Annotated in this window: 24 protein-coding genes; 14 read left to right on the forward strand and 10 right to left on the reverse strand. The window is 67.6% G+C overall.

The window, feature by feature from the left end; translation table 11 throughout:
• Positions 1–7: 7 nt before the first annotated feature.
• Together dut and coaBC are read right to left on the reverse strand one after the other, a co-directional pair.
• Positions 8–481, reverse strand: a complete 474-nt coding sequence (gene dut, locus AC5P6X_RS12615) for a dUTP diphosphatase (RefSeq protein WP_005407763.1) — start codon at positions 479–481, stop codon at positions 8–10.
• Entirely contained in the window at positions 478–1,740 is a 1,263-nt protein-coding gene (gene coaBC / locus AC5P6X_RS12620) for a bifunctional phosphopantothenoylcysteine decarboxylase/phosphopantothenate--cysteine ligase CoaBC (protein WP_049449536.1), read from the reverse strand. Before coaBC ends, dut begins: the two co-directional genes overlap by 4 nt.
• Positions 1,741–1,968: 228 nt before the next feature.
• Here coaBC and AC5P6X_RS12625 point away from each other — a divergent pair, with 228 nt between their 5' ends.
• The 4 genes from AC5P6X_RS12625 to AC5P6X_RS12640 all read left to right on the forward strand — a co-directional run bounded on the left by AC5P6X_RS12625 (position 1,969) and on the right by AC5P6X_RS12640 (position 6,092).
• Positions 1,969–2,595, forward strand: coding sequence for a response regulator (locus AC5P6X_RS12625; RefSeq protein ID WP_495215497.1), 627 nt, complete (start codon positions 1,969–1,971; stop codon positions 2,593–2,595).
• 69 nt (positions 2,596–2,664) lie between these two features.
• Positions 2,665–3,369 carry a RadC family protein gene (radC, locus tag AC5P6X_RS12630; RefSeq protein ID WP_005407759.1) on the forward strand — a complete coding sequence of 235 codons (705 nt, stop codon included), beginning with the start codon at positions 2,665–2,667 and terminating at the stop codon, positions 3,367–3,369.
• Between the two features lie 113 nt (positions 3,370–3,482).
• A complete protein-coding gene (gene argS, locus AC5P6X_RS12635) occupies positions 3,483–5,171 on the forward strand; it encodes an arginine--tRNA ligase (protein WP_088436380.1) in 1,689 nt (562 codons plus the stop codon).
• Positions 5,172–5,192: 21 nt separating this feature from the next.
• Complete coding sequence (locus AC5P6X_RS12640) at positions 5,193–6,092, forward strand: SPOR domain-containing protein (protein ID WP_329756641.1); 900 nt, start codon at positions 5,193–5,195, stop codon at positions 6,090–6,092.
• Between the two features lie 129 nt (positions 6,093–6,221).
• On the opposite strand, the gene AC5P6X_RS12645 is transcribed toward AC5P6X_RS12640, so the two are convergent.
• Together AC5P6X_RS12645 and AC5P6X_RS12650 are read right to left on the reverse strand one after the other, a co-directional pair.
• Positions 6,222–6,974 carry an SDR family NAD(P)-dependent oxidoreductase gene (locus tag AC5P6X_RS12645; protein ID WP_049449531.1) on the reverse strand — a complete coding sequence of 251 codons (753 nt, stop codon included), beginning with the start codon at positions 6,972–6,974 and terminating at the stop codon, positions 6,222–6,224.
• Between the two features lie 99 nt (positions 6,975–7,073).
• Positions 7,074–7,562, reverse strand: coding sequence for a hypothetical protein (locus tag AC5P6X_RS12650; RefSeq protein WP_005407755.1), 489 nt, complete (start codon positions 7,560–7,562; stop codon positions 7,074–7,076).
• 83 nt (positions 7,563–7,645) lie between these two features.
• Here AC5P6X_RS12650 and AC5P6X_RS12655 point away from each other — a divergent pair, with 83 nt between their 5' ends.
• A complete protein-coding gene (locus AC5P6X_RS12655; protein WP_005411992.1) occupies positions 7,646–8,113 on the forward strand; it encodes a YehS family protein in 468 nt (155 codons plus the stop codon).
• On the opposite strand, the gene AC5P6X_RS12660 is transcribed toward AC5P6X_RS12655, so the two are convergent.
• Entirely contained in the window at positions 8,082–8,969 is an 888-nt protein-coding gene (locus AC5P6X_RS12660) for a LysR family transcriptional regulator (protein ID WP_005407753.1), read from the reverse strand. The two genes, AC5P6X_RS12655 and AC5P6X_RS12660, sit on opposite strands and share 32 nt — an antisense overlap.
• Positions 8,970–9,112: 143 nt before the next feature.
• On the opposite strand from AC5P6X_RS12660, the gene AC5P6X_RS12665 reads away from it, so the two are divergent.
• Positions 9,113–10,261, forward strand: a complete 1,149-nt coding sequence (locus AC5P6X_RS12665; RefSeq protein ID WP_219625406.1) for an MFS transporter — start codon at positions 9,113–9,115, stop codon at positions 10,259–10,261.
• On the opposite strand, the gene AC5P6X_RS12670 is transcribed toward AC5P6X_RS12665, so the two are convergent.
• On the reverse strand, positions 10,258–10,956 hold the full coding sequence (locus AC5P6X_RS12670) for a TorF family putative porin (protein WP_032967099.1): 699 nt from the start codon (positions 10,954–10,956) through the stop codon (positions 10,258–10,260). The two genes, AC5P6X_RS12665 and AC5P6X_RS12670, sit on opposite strands and share 4 nt — an antisense overlap.
• 129 nt (positions 10,957–11,085) lie before the next feature.
• Here AC5P6X_RS12670 and AC5P6X_RS12675 point away from each other — a divergent pair, with 129 nt between their 5' ends.
• Positions 11,086–11,523 carry a DUF6165 family protein gene (locus AC5P6X_RS12675; protein ID WP_043035177.1) on the forward strand — a complete coding sequence of 146 codons (438 nt, stop codon included), beginning with the start codon at positions 11,086–11,088 and terminating at the stop codon, positions 11,521–11,523.
• Positions 11,524–11,529: 6 nt separating this feature from the next.
• Here the strand turns inward: AC5P6X_RS12675 and AC5P6X_RS12680 are convergent, their stop codons facing one another.
• Both AC5P6X_RS12680 and AC5P6X_RS12685 read right to left on the reverse strand, forming a co-directional pair.
• Complete coding sequence (locus AC5P6X_RS12680; protein ID WP_049449526.1) at positions 11,530–12,207, reverse strand: response regulator transcription factor; 678 nt, start codon at positions 12,205–12,207, stop codon at positions 11,530–11,532.
• 190 nt (positions 12,208–12,397) lie between these two features.
• Complete coding sequence (locus AC5P6X_RS12685) at positions 12,398–12,970, reverse strand: OmpO family porin (protein WP_005407747.1); 573 nt, start codon at positions 12,968–12,970, stop codon at positions 12,398–12,400.
• 210 nt (positions 12,971–13,180) lie between these two features.
• Between AC5P6X_RS12685 and AC5P6X_RS12690 the strand changes: the two genes are divergently transcribed.
• On the forward strand, positions 13,181–15,583 hold the full coding sequence (locus AC5P6X_RS12690) for a S9 family peptidase (protein ID WP_088436376.1): 2,403 nt from the start codon (positions 13,181–13,183) through the stop codon (positions 15,581–15,583).
• Positions 15,584–15,674: 91 nt separating this feature from the next.
• A complete protein-coding gene (locus AC5P6X_RS12695) occupies positions 15,675–16,034 on the forward strand; it encodes a DUF1428 domain-containing protein (RefSeq protein ID WP_005407745.1) in 360 nt (119 codons plus the stop codon).
• 15 nt (positions 16,035–16,049) lie between these two features.
• On the opposite strand, the gene AC5P6X_RS12700 is transcribed toward AC5P6X_RS12695, so the two are convergent.
• Both AC5P6X_RS12700 and AC5P6X_RS12705 read right to left on the reverse strand, forming a co-directional pair.
• On the reverse strand, positions 16,050–16,742 hold the full coding sequence (locus AC5P6X_RS12700; protein ID WP_044569416.1) for a hypothetical protein: 693 nt from the start codon (positions 16,740–16,742) through the stop codon (positions 16,050–16,052).
• 107 nt (positions 16,743–16,849) lie between these two features.
• A complete protein-coding gene (locus AC5P6X_RS12705; RefSeq protein ID WP_049449522.1) occupies positions 16,850–17,743 on the reverse strand; it encodes a hypothetical protein in 894 nt (297 codons plus the stop codon).
• Between the two features lie 491 nt (positions 17,744–18,234).
• Here AC5P6X_RS12705 and AC5P6X_RS12710 point away from each other — a divergent pair, with 491 nt between their 5' ends.
• The 5 genes from AC5P6X_RS12710 (at position 18,235) to AC5P6X_RS12730 (ending at position 22,249) form a co-directional block, all read left to right on the forward strand.
• Positions 18,235–19,668, forward strand: a complete 1,434-nt coding sequence (locus AC5P6X_RS12710) for a Do family serine endopeptidase (RefSeq protein ID WP_012478904.1) — start codon at positions 18,235–18,237, stop codon at positions 19,666–19,668.
• Between the two features lie 101 nt (positions 19,669–19,769).
• Positions 19,770–20,135, forward strand: coding sequence for a hypothetical protein (locus AC5P6X_RS12715; protein ID WP_004153835.1), 366 nt, complete (start codon positions 19,770–19,772; stop codon positions 20,133–20,135).
• An 8-nt stretch (positions 20,136–20,143) separates the two neighbouring features.
• Positions 20,144–20,614: a phage holin family protein gene (locus tag AC5P6X_RS12720; RefSeq protein ID WP_005407741.1), complete on the forward strand. Its 471-nt coding sequence runs from the start codon at positions 20,144–20,146 to the stop codon at positions 20,612–20,614.
• Positions 20,611–21,072 carry a hypothetical protein gene (locus AC5P6X_RS12725; RefSeq protein WP_005411983.1) on the forward strand — a complete coding sequence of 154 codons (462 nt, stop codon included), beginning with the start codon at positions 20,611–20,613 and terminating at the stop codon, positions 21,070–21,072. The genes AC5P6X_RS12720 and AC5P6X_RS12725 overlap by 4 nt, the downstream gene beginning before the upstream one ends.
• A gap of 67 nt (positions 21,073–21,139) precedes the next feature.
• Positions 21,140–22,249, forward strand: coding sequence for an AI-2E family transporter (locus AC5P6X_RS12730; protein ID WP_038646216.1), 1,110 nt, complete (start codon positions 21,140–21,142; stop codon positions 22,247–22,249).
• Positions 22,250–22,330: the final 81 nt, after the last annotated feature.

Here is a 22,330-nt window from a genome sequence, read left to right on the forward strand (position 1 = left end):
TCCCCCGTCAACGCACCCCGGTATGGCCGAATCCACCCGTTCCCCGCACGCTGTCGGTGAAAGTATCCACCACCTGCAGGCTGACGCGGGCAATCGGCACGACCACCAGCTGCGCGATGCGATCGCCCGGCTCGATGGTGAAGGCCTCGCGGCCACGGTTCCAGACGCTGATCAGCAACGGGCCCTGGTAATCGGCGTCGATCAGGCCGGTGCCGTTGCCGAGCACGATGCCGTGGCGGTGGCCCAGCCCGGAACGCGGCAGGATCACCGCGCACAGGTGCGGATCAGCGATATGGATGGCCAGGCCGCTGGGCACCAGCGCGGTGTCGCCCGGCTGCAGGGTCAGCGCGGTATCCAGCGCCGCGCGCAGGTCCATGCCGGCGCTGGCTTCGGTGGCGTAGGCGGGCAGCGGCCAGCTGTCGCCGAAACGCGGATCAAGCAGCTTGACCTGCAGCGGTTGGGAAGTGGAAGCCTGGGTCATGCCTGGAGTCTCCGCGCGATCAGCGCCAGCAGTTGTTCGGCCAGCTCGCGCTTGGAGGTGGCCGGGAATACCTGTTCACCGTCCTGCCAGAAGGCCGTGGCGGCATTGTTGTCGCTCTCGAAACCGCCGCCACTGATGCCGACCTGGTTGGCGATCACCAGGTCCAGGCGCTTGTCGACCAGCTTGCCACGCGCATATTTCTCCACGTCGTGGGTCTCGGCGGCGAAGCCGACCACCAGCTTCAGCGACTGCGTCTGTGCAGCGACTTCGGCGAGGATGTCCGGCGTGCGCACCAGCTCGATCACCAGCGACTGGCTGTCGGCGGTCTTCTTCAGCTTCTGCGGCGCGACCTGGCGTGGCGTGTAGTCGGACACTGCGGCAGCACCGATATAGATGTCGGCCGGCAACGACTTCAGCACGGCATCGCGCATCTGCGCGGCCGAGCGCACGTCCACGCGCTGCACGCCGGCTGGTGTCGGCAGCTGTACCGGGCCGCTGACCAGCACCACCTGGGCGCCCATCGTCGCGGCGGCCGCGGCCAGGGCAAAGCCCATCTTGCCGCTGCTGCGGTTGCCGACGTAGCGCACCGGATCGATGTCTTCATAGGTCGGGCCGGCGCTGATCAGCAGCCGAAGGCCCTGCAGCGCGCGGGTTTCCGGTGCGACAACCGCCGCTGCAGCACTGCCATTGGCAGCCAGCGCGGCAACGATGTCGCCCGGTTCGGCCAGACGGCCGGGACCGGATTCGCCTTCGGCCAGCGGACCGTCGACCGGGCCGACCACCTGAGCGCCGCGCTGGCGCAGCAGGGCGATGTTGGCCTGGGTGGCCGGATGCAGCCACATGCGGTGGTTCATCGCCGGGCAGATCGTCAGCGGCGCGGTACTGGCCAGGCACAGGGTGCTGACCAGATCATCGGCGTGGCCCTGGGCCAGCCGGGCCAGCAGATCGGCGGTACCCGGGGCGACCACGATGCGGTCGGCCCAGCGGGCCAGCTCGATGTGGCCCATGGCCTGTTCGGCGGCGCTGTCCCACAGCGTGGTGCGGGTGGGCTGCCCGGACAGGGCCTGGAAACTGAGCGGAGTGACGAACTGCTGTGCTCCGGCGGTCATCGCCACCTGCACCTGGGCACCGGCGTCGCGCAGGCGCCGCACCAGTTCCAGGGCCTTGTAGGCCGCGATCCCGCCTCCGACGCACAACAGCAGTTTCTGACCTTCCAGCGCGCGGGCCGGCGCTGGGGAAGCGTTGGGGGAGTCAGCCACCTGGAATTCCTGTGCAAACGAGGGCGCTAGCTTACCCGATGGTCGGTAATGTCCCGGTGCAGGGCGCACATAGCGGGCGGCTATCAGCAGATGGAGTCCGTCTCCGTTGACCCGGGATTCACCCGGTACCAGTTTCGGACCTTTCCTATACCTCTACGGGTCTGCGCTTTTGCAGAATCAGGCATTGGCTGCCGCCCGCCGTGGCCTGTTCGACCTTCGAGGAGCAGCGTGCATCCGCGCATCATCATCGCCGACGACCATCCCGTGGTCCTGCATGGCATCCGTATCGTGCTGCAGACCTACCTGATGGACATCGTCGGCAGTGCGCGCGACGGCGCCCAGCTGCTGGAGCTGGTGGATCACCACGACTGCGATGCGGTGCTGACCGACCTGTCGATGCCGGGTGCCGGTCCGGACGGTCCGGAGCTGATCGACGCGCTGCGCATGCGCCGCCCTGGCCTGCCGGTGGTGGTGCTGACCGGCGCCCGCCATCCCGGCCTGCTGGACGGCCTGCTGCGGGAGGGTATCAGTGGCCTGGTCGACAAGTGCGCCGATTTCGCCGAACTGCCCCACGCGCTGAACGCCGCGCTGGCCGGGCAGGTATTCGTCTCCCAACAGCTGCGCCACCACCTGCAGGCGCGCGACCTGCTGTTTCCGCGTCAGCCGGCGCCGTTGTCGGCACGCGAACAGCAAGTGCTGGAGCTGCTGGCAGCCGGCCTCAGCGTGAACGAAGTCGCCGAGCGCTGCGGGCGCAGCCCGAAGACCATCAGCCGGCAGAAGGCCGAAGCCAAGCGCAAGCTGGGCCTGCAGAACAACCAGGAACTGTTCGACTACCTGCAGACCCGGCGCGGCTGAGGCAACCTCCGACCCCAGTCCGCGGCATGCCCCGATGGGAGCCACCGCAAGGTCTGGCGATGATGGGCCATGCCCATCCATGACTGGCCCGAACAGGAACGCCCCCGCGAGAAGCTGATCGCGCGCGGGCCCACGGCACTTTCCGACGCCGAACTGCTGGCCCTGTTTCTCGGCTCCGGGTTCGGTGGCCGCGATGCCGTGCAGACCGCGCGCGACCTGCTGCAGGCGCACGGCCCGTTGAGGGTACTGCTCGACCGCCCCGCCGCCGAGCTCGCCCGCCTGCCCGGGCTCGGCCCGGCACGCAGTTGCACGCTTGCTGCCGGGCTGGAACTGGCCCATCGCTACCTGGCGGCCGAGCTGGAGCACGGCGAGGCGGTTGGCAACAATCCGGCGGCGGTCGGCCGCTACCTGCAGCACCGGCTGCGTGGCCAGGCCCGCGAGGTCTTCATGGCCCTGTTCCTGGACAACCGCCACCGCCTGATCGCCTGTGAAGAGCTGTTCCACGGCACCATCAACGCCGCACCGGTCTACCCCCGCGAAGTGGTGCGGCGCGCCCTGCTGCACAACGCGGCGGCGGTGATCCTCAGCCACAACCACCCTTCCGGCGACCCGGAACCCTCCAGCGCCGATACCCGCATCACCGACGAACTGCAGCAGGCGCTGGCGATGGTGGACGTGCGCCTGCTGGACCACTTCGTGGTCGGCGAGGGCCGTCCCGTTTCATTTGCTGAACGGGGCCTGCTATCCCCGCCCCAGCCGCGGCTGTTCGGCTGAGCGCGGCCCTTCAGGCGCCATCGGTCGCCCCCACAGGCATGTTCTGGTCAGCGTGGGCGCGGGTATCTGCGCTAAAATGGGCGATTCCGCCGCTCATTCTCACAGCAGGCCTCGTGAAAAATCTCCTCCGCGCCCTGATCAGCCAAGGCATCGAAGCCTTGCGCGCCAATGGCACCCTGCCCGCCGACTCCCTGCCGCCGGACTTCGTGGTCGAGCGCCCGAAGACCCGCGACCACGGCGACTTCGCCACCAACGCCGCGATGCTGCTGGCCAAGGCCGCGCGCAGCAATCCGCGCGCACTGGCGCAGGCGCTGGTCGAGGCGCTGCCGCGCAGCGAGGACGTGAGCAAGGTCGAGATCGCCGGCCCCGGCTTCATCAACTTCCACCTGGCCCCGGCCGCGTACCAGCGCGAAGCCGCGTCGGTCATCAAGGAAGCCCACGACTACGGCCGCAACCTGTCCGGCAATGGCCGCACGGTGGGCGTGGAGTACGTGTCGGCCAACCCGACCGGCCCGCTGCATGTCGGCCATGGCCGCGCGGCGGCGATCGGCGACTGCGTGGCGCGCGTGCTCGATGCCAACGGCTGGAACGCCAAGCGTGAGTTCTACTACAACGACGCCGGCGTGCAGATCGAGAACCTGGCGCTGTCCACCCAGGCACGGATCAAGGGCATCGCGCCGGACCAGGACGGCTGGCCGGAAGGTGGCTACCGCGGTGAGTACATCGCCGACGTCGCACGCGCCTACATGGCCGGCGCCAGCGTCGACCTGGAAGGCAGCACCGTGGTCGGCGCCAAGGACCCGGACGACATGCAGGCGATCCGCCGCTTCGCCGTGGCCTACCTGCGCAACGAGCAGAACCTGGACCTGGCCGCGTTCGGCGTCGACTTCGACATCTATTTCCTGGAAAGCTCGCTGTACGCCGACGGCAAGGTAGCCGAAGCGGTGGCCAAGCTGCAGGCGTCGGGTCATACCTATGAAGAAGGTGGCGCGCTCTGGCTGCGCAGCACCGACTTCGGTGACGACAAGGACCGCGTGATGCGCAAGTCCGACGGCACCTTCACCTACTTCGTGCCCGACGTGGCCTACCACCTGTCCAAGTGGCAGCGCGGCTACGAGCGCGCGATCACCGAGCTGGGCGCCGACCACCACGGCTCGCTGGCCCGCGTGCGCGCCGGCCTGCAGGCGATGGAAGTGGGCATCCCGCAGGGGTGGCCGGAATACGTGCTGCACCAGATGGTCACCGTCATGCGTGGCGGCGAGGAAGTGAAGCTGTCCAAGCGTGCCGGCAGCTACTTCACCCTGCGCGACCTGATCGAGGAAGCCGGCCGCGATGCCACCCGCTGGTTCCTGATCGCGCGCAAGCCCGATTCGCAGCTGACCTTCGACATCGACCTGGCCCGCCAGCAGAGCAACGACAACCCGGTGTTCTACGTGCAGTACGCGCATGCCCGCGTCTGCAGCCTGCTGCGCCAGGCGCAGGAGAAGGGCCTGGTGTACGACCAGGGCAACGGCCTGGCCAACCTCGGCCGCCTGGCCGACGACGCCTCGCTGCTGCTGATGAACGAGATCTCGCGCTATCCGGAAGTGGTGGAAGCGGCCGGCGTGGCGCTGGAACCGCATCTGGTGGCGCAGTACCTGCGTGAATTGGCGCATGCGTTCCACACGTGGTATCACGGGACGCCGGTGCTGGTGGAAGATGCCGCCGATCGCAACGCCAAACTGACCCTGGCCTGTGCGGCGCGCCAGGTACTGGCCAATGGCCTCGAACTCCTGGGCGTCAGCGCCCCGGAAAAAATGTAAGCATCAGGAGACGCAGTACACATGGCAGCACGACGCGGCAAAAGCCAGGCACGACGCAACAGCGGCAGCCAGGGCACCCCCGGATGGGTGTGGCTGGTGGCCGGTGTAGCGATCGCGGCCGTGGTGTTCCTGGCGGCGCCGAACCTGTTCAAGGGCGAGGGCGATGGCTTCCTGCGCGCCGGTCCGCAGCCGAACCCGAACGCGCAGCCGGCCCCGGTCGCCGATGCCGACAGCGATGTCGGTACCCAGCCGGCCGCGCAGCCGGCTTCGCCGAAGCAGGCCGAACCGGAAAAGCCGGCCGCCACCCAGTACGATTTCTACACCCTGCTGCCGGGCAAGGAAGTCGAGATGTCCGACGCCGAACTGGCCGCCAGCGCGCGTGCCGAAGACCAGCGCCGGGCCAAGGCCGAAGCGCAGCGCGCGCAGGCGGCACTGGAAGGCAAGCCGGTTCCGCCGGCGACCACGACCGCACAGGCACCGGCGGCCACCGCCAGCGTGTCCAGCACCGCGCAGGTGACCGCCACCAGCCGTCCGCTGCCGGCACCGCTGAGTGAACGTCCGGCTGCGGCAACGCCGCCGGCCAGCACGGCCTCGACCAGCACCGCCGCCGCCACGCCGGCAGCGCGCGCGGAAACCGCAACGGCAACGGCGGGTACCCCGGCCACTGCCGCACCGGCGGCCGCCGACAACGCCCGCTATATCCTGCAGGCAGGCGCCTTCGGCGCCTCCGGCGATGCCGAAGCAACCAAGGCCAAGCTGGCGATGATGGGACTTGCGGCGCGCGTGGAGTCAGCACAGATCAACGGCAAGACCGTGTACCGCGTGCGCATGGGGCCGTATGGCAGCGCCGGTGAACTGTCCGAAGCCAAGCAGAAGCTGGATGGCACCGGCCTGCAGGCGATGGCGATCAAGGCGCAGTGAACCATCGGGTCTGAATGGAAAAAAGCCGGGCAATGCCCGGCTTTTTTGTTTCTGTAGAGCCGAGCCATGCTCAGCTGAATCCAGACGAAGCCGAGCGTGGGCTCGGCTCTACAGGACGCACGGCACTGGTCAGCCTTCGCGGGCGACCTGGAAACCGGCGAAGGACTGGCTGACCGGCATCAGTTCCAGGCGATTGATGTTCAGGTGCGGCGGCAGGCTGGCCACCCAGAAGATCTGTTCGGCGATGTCTTCGGCGGTCATCGGGTTGGCGCCGTTGTAGAGCTTGTCCGACGCCGCCTGGTCGCCGTGGGTACGCACCACGGTGAACTCGGTTTCGGCCATGCCTGGCTCGATCGTGGTCACGCGCACGCCGGTGCCGTGCAGGTCCGAACGCAGGCCCAGCGAGAACTGGCTGACGAAAGCCTTGGTGCCACCGTAGGCGTTGCCACCCGGGTACGGGTAGACGCCGGCCACCGACGAGATGTTGATGATCGCGCCCTTGCGCTCCACCAGCTGCGGCAGCAGGCGGTGGGTCAGGGTCACCAGCGCGGTGATGTTGGTGTCGATCATCGTGGTCCAGTCCGACAACTTGGCGGTCTGTGCCGGCGCGGTGCCCTGCGCCAGACCGGCGTTGTTGACCAGCAGATCGATCTCGCCAAAGGCGGGCGGCAGTGCCAGCAGCGCCGCTTCCATCGCAACCGGATCGCGGATGTCGAAGGCGGCGGCATGCACCACGTCCTTGCCGTAGCGATCGACCAGCGGCTGCAGGCGTTCGCCGCGGCGGCCGGTGGCGATCACTTTCCAGCCGGCCTGGGCGAAGCGGTGGACGGCGGCGGCGCCGAAGCCGGACGTGGCGCCGGTAATCAGGACAGTGCGGGTCATCAGGCAACTCCAGGGGGAAAAACCGGACGCCCATTCTGGCACCGTCGGCCCGCCCTTGCGTTGTCGATGCCGGCTGACCACGCCCGAGGCGTGCGCGGCTCAGCGCACGCGGAATACCCGGGCCTTGGGCAGGTCTTCGTCGACCTGCAGGAACCAGCGCCCGGCAATTCCTGGAACAACGGCGATCTGCGGCGACTGCAGCACCTTGCGCAGCTTCATCTGCCCCTTCATCACCTGCCATTGCTGGCCGTTATCAAGGGTGAACAGCGTGCCGGGCTGCCAGCCTGCGACCTCTCCGACCACGCGTGCATTGACCGGTCCTTCTTCCAGGCCCAGATGCATTGCTGCCGGTGCCGGCACATTGGCAGGCAGCGGCGCAGCGGCGGGGGCCACCGCTGCCGTCGGCCCGGTGGCCGCGCGCTCTGCCTCGCGCAGTACCCGGTTCAGCGCCTGCAACTGCGCTGGACTGAGCCCGACCTCGGCCAGTTGGGATGCACTCAGGCGCCGCTCGACGGGTACGAAACGGTCCTGGGCGAAGGCAGCGAAGCTGCTGGCGAGCAGCAGTGCGGAAAACAGATACCGGCGCATGCAAGGGTCTCAGCGAACGAGTGCCCACGATGCTGCAGTTCGATGACACTCCGGTGACACACCAGGGGCCGGTACAATGGGCCATGATCAACAACGATGTCCTGCGCAGCGTGCGCTATTCCCTGGACCTGGGCGACCACCACGTGGTGACCCTGTGCCAGATGGCCGACCCGGCCTTCGCCGTGGATCCCGAACAGGTGAAGGCCTGGCTGCGCCGCGAGGACGAAGCCGGCTTCGAAGCGATGAGCGACAGCGCGCTGGCGCACTTCCTCGATGGCCTGATCGTGCACCTGCGCGGTCGCGACGAGAGCCAGCCGCAGCGCGCGGTGGAAACCCGCATCGACAACAACCTGGTGCTGAAGAAGCTGCGCGTGGCGTTCCAGCTGCGCGACGTCGATCTGATGGAGATCTTCGCCAGCGCCGGTTTCAACGTCTCCAAGTCGGAAGTCGGTGCGCTGTTCCGCCAGCCCGGGCACACCAACTACCGGCGTTGCCTGGACCAGATGCTGCGCAACTTCCTCAAGGGCCTGAGCCTGCGCCTGCGCGGCTGAGCACGGCCTCGACGAACGCCCGCGCCGCCGGTGTCGGCAGCCGCTGCCAGACCAGGTGCACGCGGCGGGTCGGGGTTGGCTGCAGCGGAATCCGCACCACGCCCTGGAAGCCTTCGGCGATCAGCGCCGGCACGATGCCAACCGCCAGACCATGGCGGACGAAGCGCTCCACCAGTTCCATCAGGTTGACCTCGAAACGCACCGTGTGCGGCAGGCCAGCGGCGACGAAAGCATCGTCGGTCTGACGCCGCGCACCGGTGCCGCGCGGGAAGTCGACCAGCGCCTCGTCCTGCAATTCGGTCAATGGCAGCCGCTTGCGCCTAGCCAGCCGATGCGAGGGGGCCAGCACCGCCACCAGGTCTTCTTCCTGCAGCATCTGGTGGCAGACCCCGTCCAGGCCGGCCGAGGGCGCCAACCCCACAAGTGCAACATCCAGGTCACGCGACTGCACCTGCGCGATCAGGTCCTCGCTCTTGTCCACCCGCAACTGGAATTCCACCTGCGGGTGCGCCTGCTGGAACGCGGCCAGCATCGCCACCACATCGATATCGGTCAGCGAGGAGATCTGCCCGATCGCCAGCAGCCCGCGCACCTCGCCACTGACCGCGGCCACGTCGGCGCGCAGGTGGCGCAGGCTGACCAGCACCTGGCGTGCGTGCACCAGCAGCGCCTCACCCGCTGCCGTCGCCCGCACCTGCCGCGGCAGGCGCTCGAACAGCGGCGTGCCCAGTTCCTGCTCCAGGTAGGCAATCTGGTGGCTCAACGCGGACTGCACCACATGGCAGCGTTCGGCTGCGCGGGTGAAATTGCCCTCCTCGGCCAGGGCAACGGCAAATTCGAGCTGCTTGAGATTCATCCGACTATCTCGTTTACAGATGGCAAGGATGATGATGATTCATTTCCATCATGGCCGCAGCAGGTGGACACTGTGCCCCCCGCTTCCTGGAACACCGCGTGAGCCCGTCCCTCCCCCCTTTGCACCGCTGGCAGGTGCTGCTGATGTCGGTGGCTACCGGCGTGGCCGTGGCCAGCAACTACTATGCGCAGCCACTGCTGCACACCATCGCCGACGCCTTCGGTGTGCCGTTCGGCCAGGTCGGCATGGTCGTTACCGCCGCGCAGCTGAGCTATGCCGCCGGCTTGATCCTGCTGGTGCCGCTGGGTGACCTGTTCGAACGCCGCCGCCTGATCGTGGTGATGAGCCTGCTGTCGGCCGGCGGACTGGTGATCAGTGCCTGCGCACCGTCACTGACCTGGTTGCTGGTGGGCACCGCCATCACCGGCCTGTTCTCGGTGGTCGCCCAGGTGCTGGTGCCGTTCGCCGCTACGCTGGCCGCGCCGGAACATCGCGGTCGCGTGGTCGGCACGCTGATGAGTGGCCTGCTGCTGGGCATCCTGCTGGCGCGCACCGTGGCCGGCCTGCTTTCCAGCCTGGGCGACTGGCGCCTGGTGTATGCGATCGCCGCTGCCACCCTGGTGCTGACCGCACTGGCATTGCAGCGCGGTCTGCCGCGATTCCACCACAGCGCCGGCTTGGGCTATTTCGCATTGCTGCGCTCGATCGGCGTGCTGTTCGTGCAGGAACCGGTGCTGCGCCAGCGCACGCTGCTGGGCGCCTGCAGCTTCGCCATGTTCGCGATCTTCTGGACCCCGCTCGCGTTCCTGCTGGCACAGCCGCCGTATGCCTACAGCGACGCCACCATCGGCCTGTTCGGGCTGGTCGGCGCAGCCGGCACGCTGGCGGCCGGCCTGGCTGGCCGCATGTCCGACCGTGGCCAGACCGGGCGTGCCACCGCCATTGCACTGCTGCTGTTGCTGCTGTCGTGGCTGCCGTTGGGGCTGTCGGCACACTCGCTGCTGGCGCTGCTGGTGGGCGTGGTGGTGCTGGACCTGGCCGCACAGCTGTTGCACGTCAGTAACCAGAACCTGATCTACGCACTGCAACCGGCGGCACGCAACCGCCTCAATGCCGGCTACATGACCGGCTATTTCATCGGCGGTTCGCTGGGTTCGCTGCTGTCTGCGCAGGTCTACCAGCGCTTCGGCTGGACGGGCGTCTGCGTGGCCGGCGCTGCCGTGGCTGCGCTGGCCCTGCTGCTGTGGCTGCCCGGCGCGCTGCGCGCGCGCCAGGCGTCGCTGGCCGACTAGAAGCTGCCCTGCAGCGCCAGCTCCCATCGCCCACCGGCGTTGCCGGGGAACAGGCGCTTGGCTGCGTTGTCCGTGTCATGCACGGTGGCGCGCAGTTCCCATGCCGGGGTCAGCGAGGCGATGGCACTGAGCTGCCCATGCAGGTAGTCCGGGCCCTGGGCGGTGGCCAGCCAGTACTGGCCCACCGCTGCTTCCAGGCGGAGGCGTTCGTGCAACGGCACACGCACACCCAGCTGGGCATAGGTACCGCGATGGCCACCGGCCAACGCATCGTTGGAATGGGCGACCTGCAGCCAGGCGCGCTGCTTCCAGGTCACCGTGGTGTTGAGCTCGGTCCAGTCCAGCGCGCGGCCGGTGCCCGGGTACACGTAACGGGTCAGGTTGGCATCCAGGCTCCAGTCCGGTGCCAGTGCGCCGGACCAGCCCGCCACCAGGTCGAACTCGCTGCGCGCGCCATTGTCCGGCTTGAACGAAACGTTGGACCCCCACACGCTGGCGTACCAGCCCGCTGGGATCGAGACCTTCGCGCCGGCCTGCACCGCCGGGTCGCCGTCGCTCTGCGAGCTGCCGCGCCATACGTAGTCACTGGTCAACGCCGCACTGCCACTGACCTGCACCTGTGCCTGCGCGCTGCCGATCCCGAGCAGCCCTGCCAGGGCGGCCACCAGCGCCGCCATCATCCCCTTGCTGTTCACTGCACTGTGTTCCTCGTCGAAGGCGGTCACGCCGCCGGGAACGCAGTGTCGAGGCGAGGGCCGTAACGGATCGAGGGTGCTGCCGGGCCCGTGGCGCAAATTCGGCGTAAATCCCGTGGACTGCGGCCAATGCCAGCAGCGCGGTATCATGGCGCCCTGTTTCCAGGAACCAACCGCGTGGACGCCATCCTGACTCCGGTATCGATCGGCGAGCTGATCGACAAGATCACCATTCTCGAGATCAAGGCCGAGCGCATCGACGATGCCGCCAAGCTGGCCAACGTCCGCACCGAGCTGGACGGCCTGCTGCCGTTGCTGCAGCAGCTGCTGCACGCACAACCGGCACTGGCCGCGCTGAAGCAGCAGCTGAAAGTGATCAACGAGCGCATGTGGGACATCCAGGACCAGCTGCGCGACAAGGAAGCGGCCCAGGTGTTCGACGATGCCTTCATCCAGCTGGCACGCGGTGTCTATGGCACCAATGGCGAGCGCGTGCAGGTGAAGAACGAGATCAACCGCGTGGCCGGTTCGGCCCTGGTCGAAGAAAAGCAGTACCAGGGCGAGTAAGCCCGCTCATCCGCATTCGAGCAGGTGCCGGATGCGGAACAGCTCACCATCGCTGTGGATGCCCAGCTTCTCGTAGGCGGTCCGCTTCTGCGTGCTGACCGTACTGGCCGTGCGCCCGAAGCGCCGCGCCACCTCCCCGGTGGTGCAGCCCTGCAGGACCAGCCGCAGCACCTCGCGCTCGCGTCGGCTCAAGGGCGTGAGCACCGGCGCCGGTGTGCGCCGCATGCGCGATCGGCTCAACTGCGTGCGCAACTCCGGGGGCACGAAGCGACCGCCACGCGCCAGTACGTCAACTGCGCGCCGCAGCATCTCCGGCGTGGTCCCCTTGGACAGAAAGCCGCGCGCGCCGGCCTGCATCGCCATGGTCACCGTGCTGGCATTGCAGTGCGCAGACAGCACCAGCACCGGCAGCAGCGGCCAGCGCCGCGACAACAGCCGCAACAGGGCCAGGCCCTGTTCGGGTCCGCACGGCGCCAACAGGTCGATCAGCAACAGGTCGATGCCATCCGGCTGGCGCTGCAGCAGATCGAGCAGATCATCTTCGCGGGTGAAGCTGCCACAGACCTGCACGCCACCGTGCTGGCAAAGCACCACCTCCACCCCCAGGCGCAGCACGGGATGCGGCGCCAGCATTGCCAGGCGGCGGGGCCGATCGAGGGGCAGAGCGGGAACGGCAGGCGGCATCACATGGATCCGACGATACGAAGTGCCCACCGTAGGGCCGCCCCGGGAGCAGCGGAATCCAATTTATTGCAACGCAGCAGCGGCCCCGGAACATGCTCAGCTGCGGTTTCGGGTCGTCACAACGCAACAGGCCCGGCATGAGCCGGGCCTGTCGAGGCATCTTCAGCGCGCAGGCGCGCCGAGGAAGCTATTACCAGCTGAAACGCGGGCCGACGGTGTATTCCTTGTCGCCGTGGCGGTTCATCTTCAGCTCGCCATTCAGGCCCCAGTTCTGGTTCAGCTTGACCTGACCACCCAGGCGGCCGTACCACTGGCCGTCGATGTCGACGCCGTGCTTCTTGGCGTAGTCTTCGTAGCCGACCATGCCGTAGACCTCGGCGTGGGCACCGAAGGCGGTGCGGATACCGGCTTCAGCGCTGTAGCCGTTGAAGTCCAGGCCGTGCTTGCGATCGAACTTCTGGTAGGCAACGCGGGCAACGAAGTCGGTCGACGGGGCGATTTCGACGTTGTAGCCGGCACCGACCTTCCACTGGTCAACCTTGATGTTGGTGTGGTCGACTTCCTGACGGCTGTATTCACCGAACGCGTGGAAGTTCGGCAGGAAGCCGTAGGAACCCTTGACGCCCCAGCCGTCAGCCTTGATGCCATCGACGTCGGTCTTGGCGTAGTCGGCTTCAGCGTAGTTGTACGACAGGTTCTCAGCAGCCGAAGCGGTGAACGGCAGGGCAGCGGCCAGGGCCAGAGCAATCAGCGAATTCTTCATGGGGGTACACCTTTACTTTCTTATGGTGTGCAGCAGCGCCAGGGCGCCATCGCATCGGGAATGTAAATTCTCCGTTATTCGCCACAACGCTCCCTGAAAACGATGGTCTTCGCATTGCTGAATTTTTGGGCTTGATTCAGGCTCCGTCTGGCATACGCGCGCGGCGCGCGTGCATCTGTAATCCTTCGACGATTGCAACAGGAGGTTGCCTTGCTCGTTTCCGATCCGCTGCGGACGTGTGTCCGCGCCGCTGTCTTTGCCTGCATTGCCCTCTTGTCGCCACACACCGCACATGCGCTGCAGGCGGCCGACTACCAGCGCGCCGAACGCGTGCATGACAGTCATCTGCGCGGCGCGCTGCGCAATGCTTCGGTCCTGCCCCACTGGCTGGCCGATGGACGATTCTGGTATGAGCGCGAAGACACTCAGGGCCGGCGCCAGGCGGTACTGGTCGATCCCGTCCAGGCGACACGCCAGACCCTGTTCGAACCCACTGCGCTGGACGCTGCGGTTGCACCGCTCGGTGCCAGCGGGCCACGCCTGCGCCTGGCCAGCGTGCAGCAGGCGGACGATGGCCTGCGCCTGCGGTTCAGCGGAGAAGTGCCCGTCGATTGCCAATGGCCACGCCTGCAGTGCACGGCCGCACAACAGGCGTTGCCGCCGGCTGATGCACTGCCGTCGCCCGGCGGTGATGCCTGGCTGCAGGTACGCGACCACAACCTGTGGCTGCAGCGCTCTGGAGCGGCGCCGCAGCGACTGACCCGGGGCGGTGAAGCTGGGCATGGCTATGGCGTACTGCCGGACTTCACCCTGCGCGGCATTCCACGCCGTCAGGGCCGGATGCCGGCACGACCGTTTGCGGTGAGCTGGTCACCCGATGGCCGTTACGCAGCCGGCATCCGCTACGACGAGCGCGCGCTGCAGGACTATCCCTATCTGGAAAGCAGCCCGACCCACAGCGCGCGGCCGCGCGTGCATACCGTGAAGCTGGGAGTACTGGGCGATGCACAGCAGGTATGCGACAGCCTGTATGTGATCGATATCCCCAGCGGCAGGCAGCATGACATCGCGCTGCCCGAGGGCTGGAACACGCTCAGTGAGGCCGGCATCCTGGCTTGGGACGGCGATCGGTTGTATGCCGTGATCGCGCACTTCGGCACACCGCGCAGGCTGCGCCTGGTGGAGATCGATGCCAACAGCGGTGCACTGCGCACGGTTCTGGAAGAAGCCAGCGACACTCGCCTGCAGCTCAACGTGTATTCCTACAACCGGCCAGCGGTGGCCATCCTGCCCGGGCAGGACACCGCCGTGTGGTTCTCGCAGCGCGATGGTTGGGGCCATCTGTACCGGGTGCGCCTGTCCGATGGCAAAGTGCTGCGCCAGCTCACCCGCGGCCACTGGGCGGTGCGCGACCTGCTGGGTGTGGACGCTGTCGGTGGCTGGGCGTACTTCAGCGCCGGTGGCGTCGACGATGGCGACCCCTACGTGCGCGGCCTGTACCGGGTATCGCTGCAGGGAGGGCCGATCCAACGCTTGGCCGCCGATGGCTACGACCACATGGCCGATGCCGGTACCGGCGCGCTGTTCGGCGGGCGCGCACCCCAGGCGCTGTCGCCCAGCGGTGGCTATCTGGTGGACACCATTTCCCGTCTCGACCAGCCACCACGCACCGTGCTGCGGGCCAGCGATGACGGTCGCGAGCTGCTGGTGCTGGAAGCGGCGGACAACCGGGCAGTGCTTGCTGCGGGGTGGCGCCCACCGCGGCGCGAACGTCTGCTGGCCGCCGACGGGCGCACGCCGATCTTCGCCACCGTCTACCTGCCCCGCGACTATCGCGATGACGGCAGCTTCCCGGTGATCGATGCGATGTACGGCGGCGCCTTCATCAGCAATGCCCCGGTGACCTACGCCGAGGCGGTGTCCGCGCTGAATCCGGTGTCACGCGCCAGCCTGGCCGAGCTTGGCTTCGTGGTGGTCAGCATCGATGCGCGCGGCACCGGCGGCCGCGACAAGGCCTTCCATGACAGCAGCTTCCTGCACGGCGCCGATGTGCAGCTGGATGACCATGTGGCCGCGCTGCGCCAGCTGGGCGAACGCTACCCGGGCATCGACCTGCAGCGGGTCGGCATCTACGGGCATTCGTTCGGCGGTTACAGCGCGGCGCGGGCATTGCTGCGCTACCCGGCGTTCTACAAGGTTGGCGTGGCCTCGGCCGGCAGTCACAATTTCCAGGGCATGTACGGCGGCGCCCTGCACGGCATGGACCGGCTGTTCGGTGGCGTGCTGCCAGCCACGGCCATGACCGATGGCGTGCCGGCGCCCTTTGCCGGGCTCGACAACGCAGCGCTGGCCGACAACCTGCGCGGGCATCTGATGCTGGTCTATGGCGAGCTGGACGAAAACGCACCGCCGGCGCTGACCCTGCAGCTGGCCGCCGCCCTGAACAAGGCCCAGCGCAGCTACGACCTGCTGTACCTGGCCCGGCAGGACCACGAGCTGTTCCGCAACGACGCCACCTACACGCACCGCATGTGGGACTACTTCGTGCGCCACCTGGCCGGCCAGCAGCCACCGGATACGGTGCTGGCACCGCTGCCCGGTGGCCCGGGCTGAACGGGCGCCCAGAGGATGTCGATCCCCGACGCCCTGGTTCGTCGTGTACTTGAAGGCCGTGCATGCGGCACGGTCCATCCGGAGGCAGGCAATGAGCTACATCGATGGTTTCGTCCTGGCGGTGCCCACCGCCAACAAAGAGAAGTTCCTCGCCCATGCACGCACAGGGGATCCCGTTTTCATCGAGTACGGCGCGCTGCGCGTGGTCGAGTGCTGGGGTGACGACGTACCGCACGGCAAGACCACCGACTTTTTCGGCGCGGTGAAAGCCACGCCGGACGAGACGGTGGTGTTTTCCTGGATCGAATGGCCGGACAAGCCGACCCGCGACGCCGGCATGAAGAAGATGATGGAAGACCCAAGGTTTGATCCGGCGACGAATCCGATGCCGTTCGACGGCGCGCGGATGATCTACGGTGGCTTCGTGCCGATCTACGAACTGACCCGCTGAACCGGGCGGACGTGCTCAGCGCGCGTCCGTTCCATCGCTGGCGGAGGCATGGCCGGCGCCCAGTGCGGCGCCGGCGCCGAGGCCCACACCGCCCATGCCGGCCCCCATTCCGCCACCGCCGCCACCGCCGCCTCCACCCGCACGGCCGCCCTTGGCGTCGCCGTCGTTGCGGCCCTTGCCACTGGCACTGCCCGGCCGGGTCGGCCCCTGCGGCGGTATCTGCAGGTCGGCCGGAATCGGCGCCAGGTCCAGCGCTTCGCGCACGAAGTCGCGCAGCGAGACCACCAGTTCGTGGGTATGCACCGGTCGCCCCTGTGCAAGATCGTTGGCAGCGCGCGCAGCCAACCGCACCTGTTCGTCGGTGCCCAGCAGCAGGATGTCCGACAGCGCCGCTTCAACGGCATCGCGGATGCGGCGCGCGCGATCCGAGCGGGGTTCGGCGATGCCTTCGGCATCTTCGCGCTGGCGCAGGTCGCGGCGATGGCTGGGATCCACGCCCAGTTCGCCGGTGAACGAACCGCCCAGGGTCTTGTAGGCCGCCATCAGCGTGCGCAGCCGTTCGTTGATCTGCCGGTTCTCGCGCTCGCGGCGCTGTTGCAGGGTCTGCATCACCAGCAGGCGGATGCCCACGCCCAGCAGGGTGATCAGGACCAGGCCGGCCAAGGTGGACAGCACGCCCTGCCAGGAACTGAAGTCGATACCGCGCATGCCCGGGGCTCCAGCGGAAAGAACCTGCATCTTGCCCCGGACAGTGTCCCGGAAACGCGAAAGGCCCCACCACCCGGTGGGTGGCAGGGCCTTTGGTCACGGCGCGATTACTTGCGCTTGGCGGCCTTGCGCACGGCCTTCTTGGCCGGAGCCTTCTTGGCGGCGACCTTCTTCAGCGGGGCAGCCTTCTTGGCAACCGTCTTGCGGGTAGCGGCAACCTTCTTGCCAACTGCCTTCTTGGCAACGGCGGTCTTCTTGCCGACAACCTTCCTGGCAGCAGCGGTCTTCTTGCCGACGGCCTTCTTGGCGACGGCAGCCTTCTTGCCGACAACCTTCTTGGCGGCGGCGGTCTTCTTGGTGGCGACCTTCCTGGTGGCGGCAACCTTCTTGCCGACAACCTTCTTCGCAGCCACGGCCTTCTTGCCAGCGACCTTCTTGGCGGCGACGGTCTTCTTGGCCACAGCCTTCTTGGCCGTGGCGACCTTCTTGCCGACCACCTTCTTGGTGGCTGCGGTCTTCTTGGCAACGGTCTTCTTGGCGACGGCGGCCTTCTTGGTGGCAGCCTTCTTCACGGTGGCGACCTTCTTGCCGGCAGCCTTGGTGGCGGCCTTGGTGGTCTTCTTGGCAGCGGCGGCCTTCTTGGTCACAGCCTTGCCTGCAGCGGCCTTCTTCTTGGCCACTTCCTTCTTCAGGGCAGCGGCTTCGGCCTTGGCGTTCTTCTTGGCCGCTTCCAGCTTCTTCTTGGCGTTGGCAACAGTCTTGCCGACCGACTTGGCAGCCTTTTCGGCCTTCTTGGCAACGGTCTTCTCGACCTTGGCCACGGCCTTCTTGGCCTTGGCAACGCGGGTACCGGCAGCCTTGGTGGCGCGCTTGACGGTCTTCTTGACCGACTTCACTGCGTCTTCGGCAGCGTGGGCGATGGTCTCGCCAACGTTGGTGGCGGTTTCTTTGACGTTCTCGACAGCGTCGGTCACGACCGACACACCATTACCGTTGCTCATGTTGCCCTCCTGGGGGCCTTAAGTATCAAAACGGGGCGATGCTATACCGACATTGACGATCGTGGAACGGGGCATGCGCCACCAATCGCATCTGCTGCGACGGCGATGGTGTAGTCGACCATCCCTGCAGGCACACCGTGTTTACAGGAAACCCCTTTTTTTCAGTGCTGCGCCGCATGATCCGCGTCGTGACAGGCATTGGTTGTGTGCACCCGCCCGGATGCCGCGGAAGGCATGCAATATGGCGCGTCGCGGCACCGGGATGCGCAGAACTGCGCAAGTATCGTCCTGTATCCGCACGACCTGCGGCTGACGTCCGTACACTGCCGCGCGCCGCCGCCGCTGTCGTCACCGGCCCAGCGCCGGTCGTCGCGATCCGCGTTCCCGGCGCGCGGTTTTCATGGCGCATTTATCCAGATCGCGACACACTCATTCAGCTTGTTTTACCGTAGAGCCGAACCGCCCCCATTCCCGCCAGCGAACCGACTCCCATGCGACCGCTACCTACCCTGCTCACGCTCGCAATCGCCGCCGCCTTCGGTGGCTTCGTTGCCACCGGCATCAACGCCCACCTGGACAACCGTGCCGATGCCGCTCCGCTTCCAGCGGTGGTGCCGACCATGGCGGCACTGCCAGCCGCAGTGGCCGGGCAGCAGGTTCCGTCACTGGCACCGATGCTGGAGAAGGCGATGCCGGCCGTGGTCAGCGTCAACACCAAGCAGGTGGTGCGCGTACGCAATCCCTTCTTCAACGACCCGTTCTTCCGCCGCCTGTTCCCGGACATCCCGCAGGAACGCATCAACGAATCGCTGGGCTCGGGCGTGATCATCGACGCCAGGGAGGGCCTGGTGCTGACCAACCACCATGTCATCGACAACGCCGATGACGTACAGGTGACACTGGCCGACGGGCGCACGGTCAAGGCCGAATTCCTCGGCTCGGACCGCGATACCGACATCGCGCTGATCCGCATTCCGGCGCAGAACCTGACCGACATCAAGCTCGGCAACAGCGACCAGCTGCGGGTGGGCGACTTCGTGGTAGCCATCGGCAATCCGTTCGGCTTCAGCCAGACGGTCACTTCGGGCATCGTCTCGGCGGTGGGCCGCAGCGGCATCCGCGGGCTGGGCTACCAGAACTTCATCCAGACCGACGCGTCGATCAACCCGGGCAACTCGGGTGGCGCGCTGGTCGACCTGCAGGGCCAGCTGGTCGGCATCAACACTGCCAGCTTCAACCCGCAGGGCAGCATGGCCGGCAACATCGGCCTGGGCCTGGCGATTCCCTCGAACCTGGCGCGCAGCGTGGTCGACCAGCTGGTCAAGCACGGCGTGGTGGTGCGCGGCACGCTGGGCGTGGAAAGCCAGAACCTGACCGCGCAGATCGCGCAGGGCCTGGGCCTGGGCGAAACCCGCGGTGCGCTGATCACCCGCGTGCTGGCCGGTTCGGCGGCCGCCGCCGCCGGCCTGAAGCCGGGCGACGTGGTGGTGTCGGCCAATGGCCAGCGCGTGGACAGCGCCGAAGCCCTGCACAACGTGGAAGGCCTGGCGGCGGTCGGCAGCCCGATGACGCTGGACGTACGCCGCGAAGGCAAGCCGCTGCAGATCAAGGCGACGCTGAAGGAACAGGCACGCGCGGTCACCGGCGACAGCCTGGACCCGCGCCTGGGCGGGGCCACCTTCGTCGACCTGCCCGAGTCGCTGCGCCAGTCGGGCGCCAGCGGCGTGCTGGTCAGCGAGGTCAAGCGCGGCAGCCGCGCCGCCAGCAACGGCCTGCAGCAGGGCGACATCATCACCGATGCCACCGTCGGTGAATTCGCCGACCTGGCCAGCTGGCGCGCCAACTTCCAGCAGCGCCCGCCGACGCTGGTGCTGCGCGTGCTGCGCAACAATGGCCAGCAGCAGGGCCAGCTCGTGATGCGCTGATCGCCCTGCCGTAACACCCCCTATACCCCGGCAATGCTATTGCTGTCAGTCCAGGTCGGCACCGCCGACTCCCGTTCCCCCATCGCAACAGGAGTGATTCGATGAGCCCCACCAATACCGAGAACCTGAAGGAACACCTGGGTGAAGCCGGTTCCCACCTGAAGCAGGCCGCTACGGCCGCCGGCGGTGCGATCAAGGGTGCAACCGGTGCAGCGACCGACGAGCTTCGCATCGGCAAGGCCAACGTCAAGGCTGAATTGTCCGACAGTGCACTGTCCGGCCTGGCCGCCGCCGAGTTCGGCGGTGCCGCCGCCAAGGAACAGGTCGATGCGCTGATGGACAAGGGCAAGGACCTGATCGACAGCGCCGCCGAACTGATCCGCGAACGTCCGCTGGCCTCGTTCGGCGTCGCCTTCGCAGCCGGCTGGATCATCGCCAAGCTGGCCCGCGGCAGCAGCGACAAGTAAGCCGCAGCGTGAGCGAAGACAACACGCAAGCGCCTGATCCGGCGGCCACCCCGCCGCTGGATGAGAGCATCCGCCAGGTCGGCGCGGCCGGTCGTGCCGCTGCCGATTCGGCCAAGCACACGCTGCGTTCACTGCGCCGGCTGGCCTCGGCCGACTTCGCGCTGGCGCGCAGCGCATTCGGTCGTGCACTGGCCTGGGCCGGCGTGGCGATCGTGTTTGGTGCATCGGCGTGGCTGCTGATGGCCGCCACCCTCATCGCGCTGCTGCAGAGCTGGGGCCTGAGTTGGCTGCAGGCCCTGCTGATCACCTCGCTGCTGAGCCTGGCCGTCACCGGCTATGCGATCTGGCGGGTGTCCTACTTCTTCCACCACACCGGCATGCACGCCACCCGGCGTCAGCTGTCACGCCTGGGCCTGTTTGACGAACCCAGCGAAGACGACCCTGATGCTGGCGTACAGCTGCCCGAGGGCAAGCCATGAAGTTCGGCGCGCTGCAGCGGCGGGTAAAGCGCTGCGAACAGGTGGTAACCGTGCGCCTGGGCGAGACCCAGGACCACTGGTCCACCCTCGGCCAGGTATGGCGACAGGGCTGGTCGCCGTTGCGCATCGTGGTGGTCGGCCTGGCCGGTGGCTTCATCGCCGGCAAGCTGGAGGTGCCGGGCAAGGTCAACGGTGCCCGCTGGCTGCAGATGGTCGGTTCGGTCTCGAACCTGTTCGCCAGTGCGCAGGCGGCGTTCGCCACGGCGATGGCGGCGCAGGCTGCGGCCACCGCCGACGATGCGGCCGAAGAAGCCGACGATGCCAGCGAGCAGGCACAGGCAGCGGCCTCCGCTGCGGGAGCACGGCCTGCACCGGCACCACGCTCCGTGCCGGAGCCAGAACCGGACCTGCGCGGACCGCGTCCGGCCGAAGCGGCCACCGAGCTGTCCGAACGTTGATCCATGGAATCCGCCGCGCCGATCGCGGCCGGCGGATAATGCGCTCCCCTTTCCGGTTGATGCGTCGATGAGCGAGTCCCTCCTGTCCCCGCCACCGGCCGGCCCCGACGAGCCAGAGGCCGCGCTGCCACCACCGTCGCGCCCGCGCGGGCCCATGTCGCTGGTGGTGCTGGCGACCCTGGCGGTGGGCTACACGCTGTGGGCCGCGCAGGACATCATCCTGCCGGTGCTGCTGGCGATGTTCTTCGCCCTGGTCGGCAACCCGATCCTGCGCCTGCTGCAGAAGCTGTGGATTCCGCGCGCGCTGGGCGCACTGTTGATCCTCGGTGCGGGCCTGGGCGTGACCGGTTCGCTGGCCGTGCAGCTGATCGGCCCGGCGATGGAATGGGCGCAGGAAGCCCCACAGCAGCTGCGCAAGGTCGCCCGCCAGGTGCAGGACCTGACCAAGCCGGTGCAGCAGGCCAACCAGGCGGCGGAAAACTTCGCCCGCGTGGCCGGTGGTGACAGCAACCACAAGGTGCAGGTGATCCGCACCCAGCTGGACGACCCCTACCGCATGCTGACCCGTGCGCCGCGGCTGGCTGCCTCGGTGTTGGCCGTGGTGCTGCTGACGCTGTTCTTCATGATCTACGGGCAGAGCCTGCAGCGCGCGGCGATCGCCCTGTTCCCCAACCGCCAGCAGCAGCGCTTCACCACGGACATCCTGCGTTCGATCGAACGCGAGGTCTCGCGTTACGTGCTGACCATCAGCGTCATCAACACTCTGGTCGGGCTGGTGTTCGCCGGCGTGCTGATGCTGCTCGGTATCGGCCTGCAGGAAGCGCTGCTGTGGGGCACGGTGGCCGCGCTGCTGAATTTTGCGCCGTATGTGGGTCCGTTGATCGGCGTGGCGCTGATGCTGTTGATGGGCTTCGTCGAGTTCCGCGAACCGCTGCAGGCCCTGCTGCCAGCGGCCGCCTACCTGGGCCTGCACACACTGGAAGGGCAGATGGTGACCCCGATCGTGCTGGGCCGTCGGATGAAGCTGTCGCCGCTGGTGCTGATCCTGGCGCTGATGGTGTTCGGCTGGGCCTGGGGCATGATCGGGCTGCTGCTGGCGGTGCCGCTGCTGGTGTGCATCAAGCTGGTGCTGGCACGCCTGGATGGCATGCAGGGCTGGGCACGCCTGCTGGAGTGACGGCATCAACAACGGATGGACGCAGGTGGTGGAACCAGAAACAGGGACGAAGTGGCAGACTATGACGCCCTACCCGGATGG

This window comes from Stenotrophomonas sp. YJH_SMC_40 (genome assembly GCF_059368615.1).

Bases quoted from the DNA above. Each gene is read 5' to 3' on its own strand.
- AC5P6X_RS12665 (WP_219625406.1), top strand. From the start codon at position 9,113: ATGTCGGTGGCTACCGGCGTGGCCGTGGCCAGCAACTACTATGCGCAG.
- AC5P6X_RS12710 (WP_012478904.1), top strand. From the start codon at position 18,235: ATGCGACCGCTACCTACCCTGCTCACGCTCGCAATCGCCGCCGCCTTC.
- AC5P6X_RS12700 (WP_044569416.1), bottom strand. From the start codon at position 16,742: ATGCGCGGTATCGACTTCAGTTCCTGGCAGGGCGTGCTGTCCACCTTG.
- AC5P6X_RS12655 (WP_005411992.1), top strand. From the start codon at position 7,646: ATGATCAACAACGATGTCCTGCGCAGCGTGCGCTATTCCCTGGACCTG.
- AC5P6X_RS12715 (WP_004153835.1), top strand. From the start codon at position 19,770: ATGAGCCCCACCAATACCGAGAACCTGAAGGAACACCTGGGTGAAGCC.
- AC5P6X_RS12695 (WP_005407745.1), top strand. From the start codon at position 15,675: ATGAGCTACATCGATGGTTTCGTCCTGGCGGTGCCCACCGCCAACAAA.
- AC5P6X_RS12725 (WP_005411983.1), top strand. From the start codon at position 20,611: ATGAAGTTCGGCGCGCTGCAGCGGCGGGTAAAGCGCTGCGAACAGGTG.
- AC5P6X_RS12675 (WP_043035177.1), top strand. From the start codon at position 11,086: ATGCCAGCAGCGCGGTATCATGGCGCCCTGTTTCCAGGAACCAACCGC.
- AC5P6X_RS12660 (WP_005407753.1), bottom strand. From the start codon at position 8,969: ATGAATCTCAAGCAGCTCGAATTTGCCGTTGCCCTGGCCGAGGAGGGC.
- AC5P6X_RS12705 (WP_049449522.1), bottom strand. From the start codon at position 17,743: ATGAGCAACGGTAATGGTGTGTCGGTCGTGACCGACGCTGTCGAGAAC.
- AC5P6X_RS12640 (WP_329756641.1), top strand. From the start codon at position 5,193: ATGGCAGCACGACGCGGCAAAAGCCAGGCACGACGCAACAGCGGCAGC.
- AC5P6X_RS12680 (WP_049449526.1), bottom strand. From the start codon at position 12,207: ATGCCGCCTGCCGTTCCCGCTCTGCCCCTCGATCGGCCCCGCCGCCTG.
- dut (WP_005407763.1), bottom strand. From the start codon at position 481: ATGACCCAGGCTTCCACTTCCCAACCGCTGCAGGTCAAGCTGCTTGAT.
- AC5P6X_RS12685 (WP_005407747.1), bottom strand. From the start codon at position 12,970: ATGAAGAATTCGCTGATTGCTCTGGCCCTGGCCGCTGCCCTGCCGTTC.
- AC5P6X_RS12650 (WP_005407755.1), bottom strand. From the start codon at position 7,562: ATGCGCCGGTATCTGTTTTCCGCACTGCTGCTCGCCAGCAGCTTCGCT.
- radC (WP_005407759.1), top strand. From the start codon at position 2,665: ATGCCCATCCATGACTGGCCCGAACAGGAACGCCCCCGCGAGAAGCTG.
- AC5P6X_RS12645 (WP_049449531.1), bottom strand. From the start codon at position 6,974: ATGACCCGCACTGTCCTGATTACCGGCGCCACGTCCGGCTTCGGCGCC.
- AC5P6X_RS12730 (WP_038646216.1), top strand. From the start codon at position 21,140: ATGAGCGAGTCCCTCCTGTCCCCGCCACCGGCCGGCCCCGACGAGCCA.